This is a genomic window from Actinoplanes lutulentus (assembly GCF_003259845.1).
Taxonomy (GTDB): domain Bacteria; phylum Actinomycetota; class Actinomycetes; order Mycobacteriales; family Micromonosporaceae; genus Actinoplanes; species Actinoplanes lutulentus.
In genome coordinates, this window is the sequence record NZ_QLMJ01000015.1 from 132,464 (window position 1) to 148,791 (window position 16,328).

General features: G+C 70.0%; 15 protein-coding genes and 1 riboswitch. Of the genes, 8 read left to right on the plus strand and 7 right to left on the minus strand.

From position 1 onward, the window contains the following. The first annotated feature begins 57 nt into the window (after positions 1-57). Positions 58-1,545: an ATP-binding cassette domain-containing protein gene (locus B0I29_RS47540; RefSeq protein WP_111652249.1), complete on the plus strand. Its 1,488-nt coding sequence runs from the start codon at positions 58-60 to the stop codon at positions 1,543-1,545. On the opposite strand, the gene B0I29_RS28850 is transcribed toward B0I29_RS47540, so the two are convergent. Continuing rightward, positions 1,531-2,352 carry a helix-turn-helix domain-containing protein gene (locus B0I29_RS28850; RefSeq protein WP_220091420.1) on the minus strand — a complete coding sequence of 274 codons (822 nt, stop codon included), beginning with the start codon at positions 2,350-2,352 and terminating at the stop codon, positions 1,531-1,533. The two genes, B0I29_RS47540 and B0I29_RS28850, sit on opposite strands and share 15 nt — an antisense overlap. Before the next feature lie 102 nt (positions 2,353-2,454). On the opposite strand from B0I29_RS28850, the gene B0I29_RS28855 reads away from it, so the two are divergent. The 3 genes from B0I29_RS28855 to B0I29_RS28865 are packed head-to-tail and all read left to right on the plus strand — an operon-like array spanning position 2,455 to position 4,985. After that, a complete protein-coding gene (locus B0I29_RS28855) occupies positions 2,455-3,318 on the plus strand; it encodes an aldo/keto reductase family oxidoreductase (protein WP_111652251.1) in 864 nt (287 codons plus the stop codon). Between the two features lie 48 nt (positions 3,319-3,366). Further along, positions 3,367-4,005 (plus strand): HEAT repeat domain-containing protein, encoded by a 639-nt coding sequence (locus B0I29_RS28860; protein ID WP_111652252.1) that lies wholly within the window; start codon positions 3,367-3,369, stop codon positions 4,003-4,005. Beyond that, complete coding sequence (locus tag B0I29_RS28865; RefSeq protein ID WP_111652253.1) at positions 3,999-4,985, plus strand: MerR family transcriptional regulator; 987 nt, start codon at positions 3,999-4,001, stop codon at positions 4,983-4,985. Before B0I29_RS28860 ends, B0I29_RS28865 begins: the two co-directional genes overlap by 7 nt. Before the next feature lie 48 nt (positions 4,986-5,033). On the opposite strand, the gene B0I29_RS28870 is transcribed toward B0I29_RS28865, so the two are convergent. From B0I29_RS28870 to B0I29_RS28890, 5 genes are all read right to left on the minus strand, one after another. Next, complete coding sequence (locus B0I29_RS28870; protein ID WP_146616914.1) at positions 5,034-6,137, minus strand: hypothetical protein; 1,104 nt, start codon at positions 6,135-6,137, stop codon at positions 5,034-5,036. Between the two features lie 103 nt (positions 6,138-6,240). Continuing rightward, positions 6,241-6,876, minus strand: a complete 636-nt coding sequence (locus tag B0I29_RS28875) for a class I SAM-dependent methyltransferase (protein ID WP_111652255.1) — start codon at positions 6,874-6,876, stop codon at positions 6,241-6,243. Beyond that, complete coding sequence (gene def / locus B0I29_RS28880; RefSeq protein WP_111652256.1) at positions 6,869-7,360, minus strand: peptide deformylase; 492 nt, start codon at positions 7,358-7,360, stop codon at positions 6,869-6,871. Before def ends, B0I29_RS28875 begins: the two co-directional genes overlap by 8 nt. A 21-nt stretch (positions 7,361-7,381) precedes the next feature. Continuing rightward, positions 7,382-7,954: a sigma-70 family RNA polymerase sigma factor gene (locus tag B0I29_RS28885; RefSeq protein WP_111652257.1), complete on the minus strand. Its 573-nt coding sequence runs from the start codon at positions 7,952-7,954 to the stop codon at positions 7,382-7,384. A 165-nt stretch (positions 7,955-8,119) separates the two neighbouring features. Continuing rightward, positions 8,120-9,322, minus strand: a complete 1,203-nt coding sequence (locus tag B0I29_RS28890; protein WP_111652258.1) for a chorismate-binding protein — start codon at positions 9,320-9,322, stop codon at positions 8,120-8,122. A 122-nt stretch (positions 9,323-9,444) separates the two neighbouring features. On the opposite strand from B0I29_RS28890, the gene B0I29_RS28895 reads away from it, so the two are divergent. Next, a complete protein-coding gene (locus B0I29_RS28895; protein WP_111652259.1) occupies positions 9,445-9,645 on the plus strand; it encodes a DUF5999 family protein in 201 nt (66 codons plus the stop codon). Between the two features lie 100 nt (positions 9,646-9,745). Here B0I29_RS28895 and gcvP read toward each other — a convergent pair whose 3' ends face one another. After that, entirely contained in the window at positions 9,746-12,559 is a 2,814-nt protein-coding gene (gcvP, locus tag B0I29_RS28900) for an aminomethyl-transferring glycine dehydrogenase (protein ID WP_111652260.1), read from the minus strand. Positions 12,560-12,638: 79 nt separating this feature from the next. Beyond that, positions 12,639-12,731: riboswitch (glycine riboswitch) on the minus strand. A gap of 60 nt (positions 12,732-12,791) precedes the next feature. On the opposite strand from gcvP, the gene mgrA reads away from it, so the two are divergent. From mgrA to B0I29_RS28915, 3 genes are all read left to right on the plus strand, one after another. Continuing rightward, positions 12,792-13,787 (plus strand): L-glyceraldehyde 3-phosphate reductase, encoded by a 996-nt coding sequence (gene mgrA / locus B0I29_RS28905; RefSeq protein ID WP_111652261.1) that lies wholly within the window; start codon positions 12,792-12,794, stop codon positions 13,785-13,787. Beyond that, positions 13,787-14,446, plus strand: coding sequence for a nucleotidyltransferase domain-containing protein (locus B0I29_RS28910; protein ID WP_111652262.1), 660 nt, complete (start codon positions 13,787-13,789; stop codon positions 14,444-14,446). Before mgrA ends, B0I29_RS28910 begins: the two co-directional genes overlap by 1 nt. Positions 14,447-15,574: 1,128 nt before the next feature. After that, complete coding sequence (locus B0I29_RS28915; RefSeq protein WP_111652263.1) at positions 15,575-16,324, plus strand: nucleotidyltransferase domain-containing protein; 750 nt, start codon at positions 15,575-15,577, stop codon at positions 16,322-16,324. The last annotated feature ends 4 nt before the right edge of the window (positions 16,325-16,328 follow it).

The following is a 16,328-nucleotide window of genomic DNA, read 5'->3' on the forward strand; positions in this document are numbered from 1 at the left end:
CCGGGATCTGGTCCTACACCCCGACCATTTCCCGTCACCCAGCTGGAGTGCATCCGCATGTCCGTCACCATCACCCTGCCCGCGCGCGCCCGAGCCCAACTGACCGCGACCGGCATCCACGTCACCCGAGGCGGCCACCCCGTCCTGCGCGACCTCGACCTCACCGTCTCCCCCGGCAGCCGCATCGGCGTCGTGGGTGAGAACGGCCGCGGCAAATCCACCCTCCTGCGGATCCTGGCGGCACGGCTGCCCGCCGACTCCGGCGAGATCCGCCTGACCGGCACGATCGGTACCGCCGACCAGGAGATCCCACCGCTCGGCACGGTCGGCGACCTGATCGACCAGGAACTGGCCGTGGTCCACGCGGTACTGCACGCCGTCGAACAGACCGGCTCCCCCGAGGCGATCGACGCCGCCGACATCCTCGACGCCTGGAACGCCGACCGCCGCCTCCGGATCGCCCTGCAGGCCCTGAACGCGATCACCGACCGCACCCGGCCGCTCACCGAACTCTCGGTCGGCCAGCGGTACCGCATCCGCCTGGCCTGCCTGCTGGGCGCCGGCCACGACTTCCTGCTCCTGGACGAACCGACCAACCACCTGGACGCCTCCGGCCTGGAATTCCTGACCGCCAGACTGAATGACCACCCCGGCGGCATCGTCCTGGTCAGCCACGACCGTGCCCTGCTCACCGACGTCGCCACGAGCATCGTCGACCTCGATCCGAGCCGCGACGGCAAACCCCGCGTCTACGGCGGCGGCTACCCGGGATACCTCACCGGCCGCACCGCCGAACGCCGCCGCTGGTCCGACGAGTACGACCGCCAGCAGGCCGAACACCAGCGACTCTCCCGCGACCTGGACACCGCCCGCAGCCGCCTCTCCACCGGATGGCGCCCCGACAAGGGCACCGGCAGACACCAGCGCGCCACCCGCGCACCCGCCCTGGTCCAGGCCGTCCATCGCCGCCGCGAAGACCTCGCGGCGGTCACCCTCGCCGCCCCCTCACCCCCACCGCAATTCAACTTCCCCATGGGTACGCCCAAAGCCTTCCACTTCGCGACCACAGACCTGCACGTCCCCGGCCGCCTCGACCACCCGGGATCGATCAGCCTGACCCCCGGATCCCGCCTGGTGGTGACCGGGCCGAACGGCGCCGGCAAGTCCACCCTGCTGCGCCTGCTGGCCGCCCGAGGCGGCGGCACCCTGCTGGCCCAGGAGTCCCCGCCTCCACCTGCCGGCAAGACGGCCCGTGACCTGCACGGCGACTTCCCCGCTGACCTGGGCCTGCTCACCGAATCCGACTGGGACCGCCCGATCGCCACCCTGTCCACCGGTCAGCAACGACGACTGGACCTGGCGGTGCTGCTCACGAGCCTGCCGGACATCCTGCTGCTGGACGAACCGACCAACCACCTGTCCATCACCCTGGTCGACGAGCTGACCGAAGCCCTCCAGACGACCCGCGCCGCCGTAGTCCTGGCCACCCACGACCGCCAACTGCTGCGCGACACCGTCGGATGGCCGCGCCTAGAGCTCGGCTGACGCCGCCAGGGATCCGAGCAGAGCCAGCGAGCGGGCACTCTCGGATCCCGGTTCGGCGTGGTACATCACCAGCAGCTGCCCGCCGCTGTCGCCTACCGTGAGTTTCTCCCGGCGCAGCGTCAGCGGGCCGACCAGCGGGTGCCGCATCCGCGCCTCGCCACCGGCCGGCAACTTCACGTCGTGGCGGGCCCACAGCCGGCGGAACTCCTCGCTGCCCAGCGACAGCTCCCCGACCAGGCGGGCCAGCGCCGGGTCGTCGGGGTCGGCGGCGACCGACGAGCGGAACGCGGCGACCATGCCGACGATCGCGGTGTCCCAATCCGGGTACAGGTCGCGTTCGGCGTCGTCGAGGAATGTCGAACGCAGCCGGTTCTCGCCGGCCCGGATCGCCGGGGACAGGGCGGTGGCAAGCCGGTTCGCGGCGAGCACGTCATAGCGGCGGTTCTCCACGAACGCCGGCAGGCCGACCACGTCGATCAGCTGGCGGATGCCGGCCGGCACCGCGTCCCGGCGTGACGGCCGCGACGGCCGGGGCCGGGCAACAGCGCCGGTCAGGCCCAGCAGGTAGTGGGTGGCGGCACTGTCCAGGCGCAGCACCCGGGCGATCGCCTCGAGGACCTGCGCCGACGGATTACGATCGCGGCCCTGTTCGAGACGCAGGTAGTAGTCGGCGCTGATGCCGGCGAGGGTGGCGACCTCCTCGCGGCGCAGGCCTGGTGTGCGGCGCACCCCGCCCGGCGGCAGGCCGACGTCGGCGGGATCCACCAGTGCCCGGCGGGCCCGCAGGTACTCCCCGAGCGCGTTCATGACCGCCAGCCTAGGGCGTGCGGCCGCGCCCATCCTGGTCCTGCCACTCCTAGGAAGAGCGCACCTCTGCCTGGACCCGGCGCGGCGCGGCAGAGTCGGGGCATGAGCGAAAACCAGCTTCCCGGCGGCACCTACCGTGTCGGTGACCTCGACCTGACCCGGTTCGGATACGGCGCCATGCAACTGGCCGGCCCGCACGTGTTCGGCCCGCCGGCCGACCGGCCCGGCGCGGTCGACGTGCTGCGCACGGCCGTCGCGGCCGGCATCAACCACATCGACACCTCGGACTTCTATGGCCCGTTCGTCACCAACGAGATCATCAAGGAGGCGCTGTTCCCGTACCCCAGTGATCTTCATCTGGTCACCAAGGTCGGCGCGCGTCGCGATGCGCAAGGCGGCTGGCCGCAGGCGCTGGCGCCGGCGGAGCTGAAGCAGCAGGTGCACGAGAACCTGGACCGGCTCGGCCTGGACGCGCTCGACGTGGTCAACCTGCGCGTCGGTGGCTTGCAGAACGCGGAGCCGGGTTCGATCGCCGAGCCGTTCGGCGCCCTGGCCGAACTGCGCGAGCAGGGCCTGATCCGGCACCTCGGGCTCAGCACGGTCAACGCCGAGCAGATCGCCGAGGCACGGGCGATCGCGCCGGTGGTCTGCGTACAGAACTTCTACAACCTGGCGAACCGGGGCGACGACAAGCTGATCGACGACCTGGCCGCCGACGGCATCGCGTATGTGCCCTACTTCCCGCTCGGCGGTTTCAGCCCACTGCAGTCGAGCACACTGACCGAGGTCGCGGACCGGCTCGGAGCGACGCCGATGGGTGTGGCCCTGGCGTGGCTGCTCCAGCGCTCGCCGAACATCCTGCTGATCCCGGGCACCTCGAAGGTGGCACACCTGCGGGAGAACATCGCCGGCGCCGCGCTGGTTCTCGACGAGGCCACCGTGAAGGAGTTGGATCAGGTCGCTTGACCTTCACACTGTGACAAGGTCTTCACTGGGTGCTGGAGGTGGTTCCCGATGAACCTGACACAGGCCTTGAGCGCCGCCGACTCGTCGATCCGGCTGAAGGCGGCCCTCGCGGCAGGCACGCACGCTGACGCCACCCTGGTCGACGCCCTTATCGCGCGGTGCGCGGTCGAGCCGGACTTCTTCGTCCGGGACATGCTCACCTGGGCGCTGACCCGGCTGCCGCCGGAGATCACGGTGCCCCGGCTCCGGACCGAGCTGGGTTCACCGGTCGCCCAGGCACGCAGCCAGGCCCTGCACACCCTGTCCAAGATCGGCGACAGCAGCGTGTACCCGGCGATCACATCGTCGCTGCTGCACGACACCGACGACGAGGTGGCCCGCAGCGCCTGGCGGGCCGCGGTCATCCTGGCACCTTCGGAGGAGCGGCCGCGGCTGGCCGCCGAGCTGGCTTCGCAGCTGGGCCGCGGCGACCGGACCGTGCGGCTGAGCCTCAGCCGGGCCCTCGTCGCGCTCGGCGACGTGATCGAACCGGCCCTGCGGACAGCGGCGGCAAGTGCGGACCCGGCGGTGAGCACCCACGCCCACGCCACGTCGGTCCTGCTCCATGACCCGGAGGCCGGTTTCGACGCTGCCATCCACGAGGCGACCAGGCTGGTGGCGCTGGAATACCAGAAGGCCACATGCTGATCGGTGAGGTGGCGCGCCGCTCGGGGGTGAGTACCCGGATGCTCCGGCACTACGACTCCCTCGGGCTGGTGCGCCCCACCGGCCGGACCGTCGGCAACTATCGGGAGTACTCCGGCGAGGACATCCGCCGGATCTTCCACGTCGAGAGCCTGCGCACCCTCGGACTCTCGCTGCGCGACATCGGGCGTGCGCTGCAGGATCCGGGATTCGAGCCGTCCGCGCTGGTCGGTGACCTCATCCGGCGTACCGAAGAGCGCATCGCAACCGAGCAGGAGCTCCTCGAACGCCTCCGCACTGTGGACGCGTCAGCCCCGCTCGGCTGGCAGGGCGTGCTGCGGATCGTCGAGCTGCTGCACGGCCTGAACTCCCCCGACGCCGCCCGCCGCCAGCAGGCCGTCCTGGGCCGGGCCGACGACGCGGAGGTCCCCGCCGAACTCCTGGCCGGCGCCGTCCTGGCCGAGTCGGATCCGCACGTCGCCGGCGCCCTGCGCTGGGCCCTCGCCCGAACCGGCGGTGACGCGCTGGCCACCGTGGCAGCCGGCGTTCACTCGGAGCACGCCGCGGTGCGGCTCCGCGCGGTCCAAGCCCTTGCCGAGATGTCCGGCGACCAGGTCACCGCCGTCCTTGCGGACGCTCTCAAAGATCAAGAGCCTGGGGTACGCGGCCACGCCGCCCTGTCCCTCGGCAGACGCGGCGTGTCCACGGCCGTGCCGGAACTCGTCGCCATGATCGTCGACGGCCGCAACGACGTGGACGCCGGCGAGGTCCTGGGTGTCCTGGCCCTCGACCCGGCCCGCGCCGGCGCCATCCTGAGCGCGCTGAGCACCGAGCTGGCCCGCGCCACCGCGACCCCGGCAGAACGCATCCGCCTGACCCTGGCCCTGGCCGAGCTGCCACCACCCTTGGCCGAGCCCGTCCTGCACCGGCTGACCACCGACGCCGACAGGACAGTGGCCCTGATCGCCGCAGCCCTGGTGTGAAACGAGAACGGGCCGGCCACCCGGCCGGCCCGTTCCGCGTCAGAGCTGTCAGGCGGTTGCCGCCGGCGTGACGCCGCCGAGCAGTTCCTCGAGCTCCTTCAGGTCTTCCTCGCTGAGGTCGGTGCCCTCGCCGGCCTTCGCGCCCGGCACCGAGACGTACGGCTGGGTGCCGCCGAGCAGCTGGTCGACATCCAGCTTGGTGGCGCCCTCCGGAGCGGTGATCGCCGCACCGGTCGTCACCTCGAGCCGCAGCGCGACCCGGCCGGTGGCACCGTCGATGAACTGCAGCATGTTGATCTCGGCGGCGGTCAGCTTGCCGTCCTTGATCCACAGGTCGAGGACGATCGGCTTGTCCGCCGGGGCCTCCGCGCCGAACGTGTCGGTGAGCGCCTCGTTGTCCAGCGCCGTGACGAGGCGCTTGACCTCGGCGTACGCCTTGGCCGTCGACGAGGTGACGATCAGGTGGGTGTCGTCGTTCTCGTCGCGGACGATGTCGGCGCCCTCGACCAGGTTCGTCGCGGAGGTGCTGAACTCCTTCAGCGCCTTCTCCTGCTCGACGTCCTTGGCCGGCACGCCCGCGCCGGACTCGGCGAGCTCGGTCAGCTTGGCGACGTCGAGTGACACCCACTTGCCGTCGAAGAACGCGTCGAACCCGCCGGCCGCACCGACCGTCTCCTCGCTGAGCGTCTTGACCTCGTCGGCGCTGGCGCCGAACTTGGTGGCCAGCTCGGTGATCGGCGCCTTGACGTACATCGTCTTGTCGGCGATGCGGATCTCGGTGCCGGCGACGCCGTCGATGGTCGCGCCGAACAGGGCGCGGTCGTCGTCGACGCCCTCGCCCGCCTTGTCGAAGGCGATCGTGAACGACGAGTTGAAGAGCTGACGCAGGATCTTCGCGTCGTCCTCGGTGACCTCGTCGGTCTTCTCGCCGGACTTGGCGGCGTCGAGCTTCGCGGCGGCGACCAGGTCGTCCGCACTGCCGTTGATCTTGATGGTGAATCCGGCCTGCTGCGCCTCGCCGAGCTGCTTGGCCGCGTTACGCAGCTCCAGCTTCGGTTCGAGGGCCTGAAGCTTCTCCCCGGCACAACCGGCGAGAACGGTAAGGGTGGTGACACCGGCCAGAACGCCGGCGGCAAGACGCGAAACGCGCAACGTGAAACTCCCCGTGGTGGTGAATGCCCCGCACACTGTAGTGGCCGGGATCAATCCACCGCCTCGGGATTATGGCCACCCGCATTGACCAGGGCAAACACGATCAACGGGTGAAGACCGCCCGCCAGCGCGAGTGCAGCCGGGTGCCCGGTGCCTCGGTCTGCTCGACCGAGACCTGCCGCAGCCCGCCGGCCGCGAATCCGTCGATCTCGTCGCGGGTCAGCGGCCACGGCGGGCCCTCGCCACCACCGGTGACCGCGGCCGCCGCGAGCACCAGCAGCGTGCCGCCGGGCGCCACGAAGGTACCTGCCGAGGTGATCGCGGCGGCCCGGATCGACTGCGGCAGCGCCTGCACGTTGTTGCTCTCCAGCACCAGGTCGAACCCCTGACGCCACCCGGCCGGCGGATCGAGCAGGTCGGCCACCACGTAGTCGACCGGGCTGTCCGGGTGCCGGGTGCGGGCCAGCTCGATCGCGGTCGGTGCGATGTCGAAGGCCGTGGTCGCGTACCCCCGAGCCGCGATGTGCTCGGCGTCGCGGCCCGGACCGCAACCGACGACCAGCGCGCGTCGCCCCGCGCCGGGCGGCAGCGGGAAGGCGCGCAGGTGCGCGCTGGCTTCGGGTACGTCCCACGGCACCTCGGCGCCGCCCGCCTCCGCCTGCGCGTAGAGCGGCTCGAACCAGCCGGTCGGGTCACCGGCGCTCAGGTATCCGGCAGCCAGCTTCGAGATGTCAGGCACGCGGGACGACCCGGCGCAGCTCGCGCAGCGCCTGGCGGCGGACGTCGCCGGACAGCGTGTCGACGTAGAGGCGGCCGTCGAGGTGGTCGACCTCGTGCTGCAACGCCCGCGCCAGGAAACCCTCGCCGCTGATCACCAGAGGTTCGCCGTACTGATCGAAACCGGTCGCGGTCACCTTCAGCGCGCGGGTGGTGTCGTAGCCGAGGCCGGGCAGCGACAGGCAGCCCTCCTCCTCGGTCTGCTCACCCTCGTGGTCGCTGAGAACCGGGTTGATCAGGTGTCCGACGACGCCGCCGACGTTGTAGGAGAAGATCCGCAGGCTGACGCCGATCTGCGGGCCCGCGACGCCGGCCCGGCCGGGCTCGCGGACGGTGTCCTCCAGGTCGCCGATGATCTCGCGCAGCGAGGCGTCGAAGTCGGTGACCGGGTCGGCGGGCGTGCGCAGGACCGGGTCGCCGAAGATGCGGATGGGCCGAACTGTCATGCGTCAAAGACTAGTCACCCGTTACGCGAACAGGGCGCGCCGGTCGGTGCCGAGCATGTGTCGCAGCTTGATCAGCGAGCGGCGGGTCTGGCTCTTCACCACGTTGATCGGCACACCCAGCTCGGCGGAGACCTGCTCGACGCTGTGGTCGGCGAAGTAGCGCAGCACGACGATGGTCCGGTCCCGGGCGGGCAGCCGGGACAGCGCCCCGAGCAGGTCGAGCCGCAGGTCGGGGCTGATCTCGTAGGCCGGCTCGCGCATCCCGCCCAGGAACACCTCGGTGGAGCTGCGCCGCCGCCGGTGGTCGAGGTAGACCCGGAGCAGGATCTTCTGCGCGTACGCGGGAAGGTTGTCGCTCTCGCAGGCCCGGTCCCAGCTCTGAAAGAGCTTGGTGAGCGTGGTCTGGGTCAGGTCCTGGGCGAGATGCCAGTCGTGGCAGAGCTGGTACGCGGTGCTGTGCAGCCGGGTCAGGGACGTCTGGGCGAACTGCTCGAAGCCGGCGCGGCGGGTCGCGGCCGGCGGGATCATCCGGATCCGGATGCCGGACCGGACGGTCCTACTGACCGCGGCCGGTTTCTCGAGCAGATCAAGCATGGTGTCGCCTCTTCCTGCCGCCACCTATGGACACGGAGCGTGCCAATGTGGACCTTCTCGGTTACGCGCGAAGGTGAAATTACGCGCTCGACCCCCTGTTCCGGGGGCAGACGCCGACAGTGGCACGGAACCGGTAGAGACGGCTCGGAGCAGGCTATGAACGGGCTATGAGCTGAGCGCGGACCGTAACGGGCCGGCCTTCGCGGCGGCCTCGTCGACCTCCGCGATCGCGTCACTGTCCGCAGTGATGCCGCCGCCGGCCCAGGCGTGCACCCGGGTGCCGTCGGCGACCACGGTGCGGATGCTCAGGCCCAGATCGACGTGGTCGTGACCGATCCAGCCCAGGGCGCCCATGCTGACGCCGCGGCCGACCGGTTCGAGGGCGGCGATCTGGGCGAGGGCGGCCAGCTTGGGGGCGCCGGTGACGCTGCCGCCGGGGCAGACGGCGCGGAGCAGGTCGGCGAGCCCGACGTCGCCGTCCAGGGGCGCGGAGACCACGGACTCGGCCTGCCAGAGGCCACTCCACTCGCGGACGGCGAAGAGCTCGTCGACGCGTACCGGGCCGGTGCCGGGCAGCCGGGCCAGGTCGTTGCGCTCCAGGTCGACGATCATGATGTGTTCGGCGCGTTCCTTGGCCGAGGCGAGCAGCTCGCGGCGGCCCTGTGCGGTGGCCGGGCGGGTGCCTTTGATCGGGCGGGTGATGACCCGGCCGTCACGGACCTCGACGAGGGTCTCCGGGGAGGCGGTGGCGAGCGCCCAGGCTTCGTCGCGCAGGACTCCGCCGTAACGGGCGCCGGCGAGGGCCGCCACCCGTCGCAGGGCCGCGGACGGGTCGCCCGTGTACGGCGCGGCGGCGTGGCCGACCACGTTGACCTGGTAGACGTCGCCGCGGGCGATGGCGGCGCGGACCTGCTCGACGGCGTGGGCGTGTTCGGCGCGGGTCCAGCTGTCCTGCCACGCCCCGAGCTTCCACTCGGAGCCGGTCTGGACGGATTTCTCCACTTTTTTTGAGAAATGTTCGTAGACGACGGCATAAACGTCAGGAACGCAGGGAACGGGAGAGGGTGGCCCGAGCTCCGCCCCAGCCATCACGCATCCGGCATCCGCGGACACGTAGAGTGCTGCCCCGCAAATAGTGCCATCGCCGAACGTCTTCTTTTTGTCATCCGTTCGGCCAAGGTTTCGCACCGGCAGTCCGTTGCCGGCCAGAAATCCGGACAGAAGCTCGGCGGGGTCACCGGGATCACCCCGGTGCCATCGAAAGGTACGTAACGCATGGTGACGGGCCTGGCAGGCGGTCGGTGCCGCCGGAGGGGCCCCGAAAGGAGCCGTTACGGGGTGGCCGACAGACCCCGTCCCGTGGACCATCGAAGACGCGAACTCATGAGAAATCGGCGTCACCGGGTTGAACCGCCGTCGTTCCAAGTGAGGTAACGTCCGACACCGACTTTGTGAACCTTCACACAGCCCCCAAACGGAGATCGAGCAAGATGTGCCAGCACCTGATCCCCTGTCCCACGTCCGACGCGACCGACCGTGAGGCCGCGAAGGTCATCGTCACCTTCTGCGAGCAGGGCTGGAGCCTGCTCTGCAACGGAGTCATCGTTTTCGAGGACACCGGTGAACTGCTTCCGGACGGCACCTTGATCGAGCCGCACCGCGGCCCGGCCGTGCACGCCCTGGCAGCCTGAGAAATTACCGTTAAAAAAGCAACTCAGCGTAACCATCCCGAGACGGCGCAGGCCGCGATCCCCTGAAGGACCGCGACCTGCGCAAGCGACGGGAGTCGGCTCAGTCCTCGAACGCCTCCGGCGACGGGCACGAGCAGACCAGGTTACGGTCGCCGAAAGCACCGTCGATACGGCGAACCGGCGGCCAGTACTTCGCCGTACGGTCCACCCCTTCGGGGAAGCCGGCGACCGACCGCGGGTACGGGTGAGCCCACTCGTCAGCGGAGACCGCCGACGCGGTGTGCGGCGCGTTCGACAGCGGGTTGTCGTCCTTCGGCCAGACGCCCGAGGCCACCTGGTCGATCTCACCCTTGATCGAGATCATCGCCGCGATGAATCGGTCCAGCTCGGCGAGGTCCTCGCTCTCGGTCGGCTCCACCATGAGGGTGCCGGCGACCGGGAACGACATGGTCGGCGCGTGGAACCCGTAATCGATGAGCCGCTTCGCGACGTCGTCGACACTCACACCGGTGGCCTTGGTGATCGGCCGCAGGTCGAGGATGCACTCGTGCGCGACCAGGCCGTTGTTGCCGGCGTACAGCACCGGGTAGTGATCGCGCAGCCGCGCCGCCACGTAGTTCGCGGACAGCACCGCCGCCGCTGTCGCCGCGGCCAGCCCGTCCGGGCCCATCATGCGTACGTACGCCCAGCTGATCGGCAGGATGCCGGCGCTGCCGTGCGCGGCCGCCGACACCGCGTGGTGGTCACCGGTCTCCAGCGGGTCGCCGGGCAGGAACGCGGCGAGGTGTTCGCGGACCGCGACCGGGCCGACGCCGGGACCGCCGCCGCCGTGCGGGATGCAGAACGTCTTGTGCAGGTTCAGGTGGGACACGTCCGCGCCGAACTTGCCCGGCTTGGCGAACCCGACGAGCGCGTTGAGGTTCGCACCGTCGACGTAGACCTGGCCGCCGGCGTCGTGCACCTTGCCGCACAGCTCGGCGATGCTGGTCTCGTAGACGCCGTGCGTCGACGGGTAGGTCACCATGATCGCCGAAAGGTTCTCCCGGTGCTTCTCGATCTTGGCGTCCAGGTCGGTCAGGTCGACGTTGCCGTCCGCGTCGCAGGCCACCACGACGACCCGCATGCCGGCCATCACGGCACTGGCCGCGTTGGTGCCGTGCGCGCTCGACGGGATCAGGCAGACGTCACGGTGGCTCTCGCCGCGGTCGCGGTGGTACCCGCGGATGGCGAGCAGCCCGGCCAGCTCACCCTGACTGCCGGCGTTCGGCTGGACGCTGACCGCGTCGTAACCGGTGATCTCGGCGAGCCAGGCCTCCAGCTGGGCGACCAGGTCCTCGTACCCCTGGGTCTGGCTCTTGGGCGCGTAGGGGTGGATGTTGGCGAACTCCGGCCAGGTGACCGCTTCCATCTCGGTGGTGGCGTTCAGCTTCATCGTGCAGGAGCCGAGCGGGATCATGCCACGGTCGAGGGCGTAGTCACGGTCGGAGAGTTTGCGCAGGTAACGCAGCATCGCCGTCTCGGAGTGATGCGTGTTGAAGACCGGGTGGGTCAGGTAGTCCGTGGTCCGGTTCAACGCCGCCGGAATCACGGCTTCGCCGGATTTCTCGGTCTTTGTCGCACCGAATGCCTGGAGAACCGTCGCGACGTGCGCGCTCGTCGTCGTCTCGTCGGTGGAGATCGACACGTGGTCGGCGTCCACCAGCCGCAGATCGACGTTCTGGGTCGCCGCCGCTGCCACGATCGCCGCGGCCTTGCCGGGCACCCGCGCGGTCACGGTGTCGAAGAACGCGGCCTGCGTGATCTCCACGCCCGCTGCGGCGAGTCCCGCTGCGATCTTCTTAGCCTGCCCATGGGTACGCTCAGCGATGGCACGCAGGCCCGCGGGACCGTGGTAGACGGCGTACATGCCGGCCATCACCGCGAGCAGCACCTGCGCCGTGCAGATGTTGCTGGTCGCCTTCTCCCGGCGGATGTGCTGCTCCCGGGTCTGCAGCGCCAGCCGGTAGGCCGGGGCGCCGTCAGCGTCCTTCGACACACCGACCAGGCGGCCGGGAAGCGACCGCTCCAGCCCGGCGCGCACCGCGAGGTAACCGGCGTGCGGTCCACCGAAACCGAGCGGTACGCCGAAGCGCTGGGTGGTGCCGGCCGCGATGTCCACGCCGACCTCGCCCGGCGCGCGCAGCAGCGTCAGCGCGAGCAGGTCGGCGGCGACCGTGACCAGGGCACCCTTGGCGTGCGCGGCCTCGACGAGGGCCTGGTGGTCGCGGATCGCGCCGGACGCGCCCGGGTACTGCAGGTGCAGCCCGAAGAACTCCTCGGGCAGCTCCTCGGTGTCGAGGTCGACCAGGACGACCTGGAGTCCGAGCGGTTCCGCCCGGGTACGCAGAACGGCAAGCGTCTGCGGCAACGTGTCCGCGTCGACGGCGTACACCAGGCTCTTGACCTTGGACGCGCGGCGCGCGAGTGTCATCGCCTCGGCGACCGCCGTGGCCTCGTCGAGCATGCTGGCGTTCGCGGTGGTCAGCCCGGTCAGGTCGGTGACCATGGTCTGGAAGTTCAGCAGCGCCTCGAGCCGCCCCTGGCTGATCTCCGGCTGGTACGGGGTGTACGCCGTGTACCAGGCGGGGCTCTCCAGCACGTTCCGCTTGATCACCGCGGGGGTGTGGGTGCCGTAGTAGCCGAGGCCGATCATCGGGGTGGCGACCGTGTTGCGGCTCGCGATGACACGGAGCTCGGCGATCGCCTCTTCCTCGGAGATGCCGGCCGGCAGGTCGAGCTCACCGTGGAACCGGATGCTCTCCGGGATCGCGGCGTCCATCAGCTCGTCGAGCGAGTTGTGGCCGACGACCTTGAGCATGTGGGTGTGCTCGTCCGAGTCCGAACCGATGTGCCGGGAGACGAAAGGTGACGACATGGGCGACTCCAGAGGCGTGAGAAAGGTCGACTAACAACCTCCCCCTCTGTCATACCCAGACTGCGGCACTTCAGAGTTGCCTACCCGTGGGGTTCTTTTGCCTGAGAGTTTTCCGGGGAGGGTTTGCCCCTTCGGCGCCGTCCGCTAAGACGGTCTCTTCCGCACAGGTGTTGCCGGCACGACCAACCTACCAGCGCACACCCGGTTGGATCACAGTCCTAGGGTGTGGTGTGTGACGTACACCCCTGATTCCGCCCGCTACGACTCGATGACCTACCGGCGCGCCGGTCGCAGCGGCCTCAAGCTCCCCGCCATCTCGCTCGGCCTCTGGCACAACTTCGGCGACACCCGTGGTCTTTCCACGCAGCGTGAGATCGTCCGGCGCGCCTTCGACCTCGGTGTCACCCATTTCGACCTGGCCAACAACTACGGCCCGCCGCCCGGCAGCGCGGAGTCGAACTTCGGCAGGCTGCTGTCGTCCGACCTCGCGCCGTACCGTGACGAGCTGGTCATCTCCACCAAGGCCGGCTACACGATGTGGGACGGGCCGTACGGCGACTGGGGATCACGGAAGTACCTGGTGTCGTCGCTGGACCAGTCGCTGACCCGGCTCGGCCTGGACTACGTCGACATCTTCTACCACCACCGCCCGGACCCGGAGACGCCGCTCTTCGAAACGGCGTCGGCGCTGGACGCGATCGTGCGTTCGGGTAAAGCGCTTTATGTCGGCATTTCCAACTACAAGTCGGAGCAGGCCGCCGAGATCGCCCGGATCCTGCGTGAACTCGGCACGCCGTTGCTGATCCACCAGCCGTCGTACTCGATCCTGAACCGCTGGATCGAGCACGACCACCTGCTGGACACCCTGGAGGAGGCAGGCGCCGGCTGCATCGCGTTCAGCCCGCTGCAGCAGGGTCTGCTGACCGACCGCTACCTCACCGGTATCCCGGACGGCTCGCGGATCCGGACCAGCGTCTTCCTGAACGAGAGCGCGCTGGACAACAAGACGATGGAGCGGCTGCACGCCCTCAACGACATCGCCAAGCGGCGCGGCCAGTCCCTCGCCCAGCTGGCCCTGTCCTGGGCCCTGCGCGACCCGCGGATGACCAGCCTGATCATCGGCGCGTCCAGCGTCGGCCAGCTGGAGAACAACATCGCCGCCCTGAACGGTCCCGAGCTCACCGCCGAGGAGCTCGACGACATCGACGGCACGGTCATCGAACTCTGATGAACGACATCGCACTGTCGGTCGTGGTCGGCTCCCGGGCCTACGGGCTGGACGTAGAGGGCTCCGACCACGACCGGCGGGGCGTGTTCGTGGCGCCCACCCGCGCGTTCTGGAGCCTGGACAAGCCACCGACACACTTCGACGGTCCCCGGGTCGAGGAGTTCAACTGGGAGATCGAGCGGTTCTGCGAGCTGGCACTGCAGGCGAACCCGACGGTGCTGGAGGTGCTCTGGTCTCCGCTGGTGGAGTCGGTGTCACCGGACGGCTCGGCACTGCTGGCGTCGCGGCAGGCGTTCCTGTCCCGGCGGGTCTTCGACACGTACGGCAGTTACGCCCGCGACCAGCTGAAACGGGTCGACGCGCGGCGGGAACGCACCGGCGAGACCAACGGCAAGCAGGCCATGCACATGATCCGCCTGCTGGTGGCGGGCGCACACGTCCTGCGGACCGGCGAGGTGCTGGTCGACGTGGCCCACCTGCGGGACCGCCTGCTGGCGGTGAAGCGGGGCGATACGCCGTGGCCGTCGATCCTGGCGTGGTCGTCGGAGCTGCAGAGCGACCTGGAGGCAGCGGCGGAGAAGTCCCGCTTGCCGGAGAGCCCCAACCGCGCCGCAATCAACAACCTGCTGTCCACAATCAGAGAAGCCAACCTCTCCTGACTCACGCGCCCGCCCGCGGCCCCGCACCGCCCGCGCCGCGCGTCGCCCTCCGCCCAGGGTCAGGCCGCCCGCCCGCCCCACGCCATGGCGCCCCACGCCGCGCCGCGCCGTGCCATGCAGCGCCGAGCCCACGCGGTGACCTCCGGCCAGTGCCGTGCCGCCCGCCCCGCGCCGCGCGGCGACCTCCACCCTGTGCCGTGCCGTGCCATGCGCCCCACGCCGCGCGGTGACCTCGGCCCAGTGCCGTGCCATGCCGCGCCGCGCGGTGACCTCCGCCCAGTGCCGTGCCATGCCGCGCGGTGCGTGGCCGTCCGCGATCTTGAGCGATCCTCCACCTCTCAGGGTCGAAAATCGCTCAAGATCCAGGACTGGCGACCGGCGGCTGGCGGCTGGCGGCTGGCGTTCTTCCGGGCGGTGCGGCGTTCAAAATCCTCGCGGGCTGCGCCTGGGTAGCCGACCGGCGTCACTCGCCGAATCCTCACGGAGGGTGATCGTTCGGCAGGCTTCACCGGCCGCGCCGCCTGATCTTGGAGTCCTGTGGATGCTCTGACCCCCACAAAATCCCACAAACCCAGGACTCTCCACCATCGTGGTGGCACCGCGTCACCGAGGCGCCGCGGACCACACGTAATTGCCAAGCCACGGCGGCAGCCGGCCGAAACTTGTGAGTTTGCGGTCGAGGGGACGGCCGAACCGCACAAGATCTGTGCGAGCCGCAGCTAGGAGCGAGCCGGCGGCCGCCCGAACCCTCGCCCAGCGATGACGAGAGCACACGGTGGGCCCTCGTCCGCCGTGGACAACGGGTTATTCGCTGGTCGCGGGATGACGGTGCGGCATAGCGTTCAGCCATGGCGACCGCCCACCACGGCCGCCCGCCACGGCCGCCTGCCACGGCCACCCGTCTGCCCCGGCCACCTGCCACTGCCACCCGCCACTGCCACCCGCCACGTCCACCCACCTGCCACGGCCACTGCCACCCGCCACGACCGCCCACCTGCTACGGCCTCCTGCCCCGTCCGGCGCAGAACCCCTGCCGCCCCGGGCCCTGACCGAAACCATCGTCACCCGGGGCATCCTTTTGCAAAAATCAGCCTCGCTGACGCGTACCCGAAAGGTCTGGAACTGAGAGTGACCATCGACGTGCCGGAGTGGGCCGGTGAGATCGCCGCCGCGCTGCCCTATCCCCTGATTTTCGCGACCGTGAGTGGCGCGCACCTCTACGGTTTCGCCTCGGTCGACTCCGACCTGGACCTGCGTGCCGCCCATCTGCTGCCGGCCGCCGAGGTCGTCGGGCTGGTCACCGGGCCGGAGACGGTGCAGCACGAGGGTCTGCGCGACGGTGTCGAGCTGGATGTGGTCAGTCACGATCTGCTCAAGTTCGCCCGGATGCTGAACAGTCGTAACGGGTACGTCCTGGAGCAGCTGCTCTCTCCGCTCGTGGTCATCACCACGCCGGTGCACGCCGAGCTGACCGATATCGCCCATGGTCTGATCACCAGGCACCACGCGCATCACTACCTGGGTTTCGCGGCCACCCAGGAGAAGCTCTATCAGCGGACCGGGGAGCTGAAGCCGGCGCTGTACACGCTGCGGGTCCTGCTGACCGGCATCCACCTGATGAAAACCGGTCAGCTGGAGACGGACCTGGGTGTGCTCGGGTCGGATCTGGCCTATGTGCCGGACCTCATAGCGCTGAAGCGGGAAGCCGAACACGGCCCGCTTCCGCACGAAACAATGCCGCGGCTGGCTACTGACATCGCGCGGCTGAGGGCGGCGCTGGAGGAAGCGCGCGATTCATCGGCGCTGCCCGAGCAGCCGGATTCCGCGGCGGTATCCGCATTGCACGACCTGGTGGTCCGGACCCGCCTCGCCGAATAAACCG

What these genes read in the sequence shown, in the direction of transcription:
- B0I29_RS47540 (WP_111652249.1), top strand. Translation starts at nt 58, where the DNA reads ATGTCCGTCACCATCACCCTGCCCGCGCGCGCCCGAGCCCAACTGACC.
- B0I29_RS28850 (WP_220091420.1), bottom strand. Translation starts at nt 2,352, where the DNA reads ATGAACGCGCTCGGGGAGTACCTGCGGGCCCGCCGGGCACTGGTGGAT.
- B0I29_RS28855 (WP_111652251.1), top strand. Translation starts at nt 2,455, where the DNA reads ATGAGCGAAAACCAGCTTCCCGGCGGCACCTACCGTGTCGGTGACCTC.
- B0I29_RS28860 (WP_111652252.1), top strand. Translation starts at nt 3,367, where the DNA reads ATGAACCTGACACAGGCCTTGAGCGCCGCCGACTCGTCGATCCGGCTG.
- B0I29_RS28865 (WP_111652253.1), top strand. Translation starts at nt 3,999, where the DNA reads ATGCTGATCGGTGAGGTGGCGCGCCGCTCGGGGGTGAGTACCCGGATG.
- def (WP_111652256.1), bottom strand. Translation starts at nt 7,360, where the DNA reads ATGACAGTTCGGCCCATCCGCATCTTCGGCGACCCGGTCCTGCGCACG.
- B0I29_RS28885 (WP_111652257.1), bottom strand. Translation starts at nt 7,954, where the DNA reads ATGCTTGATCTGCTCGAGAAACCGGCCGCGGTCAGTAGGACCGTCCGG.
- B0I29_RS28890 (WP_111652258.1), bottom strand. Translation starts at nt 9,322, where the DNA reads ATGGTCCACGGGACGGGGTCTGTCGGCCACCCCGTAACGGCTCCTTTC.
- B0I29_RS28895 (WP_111652259.1), top strand. Translation starts at nt 9,445, where the DNA reads ATGTGCCAGCACCTGATCCCCTGTCCCACGTCCGACGCGACCGACCGT.
- gcvP (WP_111652260.1), bottom strand. Translation starts at nt 12,559, where the DNA reads ATGTCGTCACCTTTCGTCTCCCGGCACATCGGTTCGGACTCGGACGAG.
- B0I29_RS28910 (WP_111652262.1), top strand. Translation starts at nt 13,787, where the DNA reads ATGAACGACATCGCACTGTCGGTCGTGGTCGGCTCCCGGGCCTACGGG.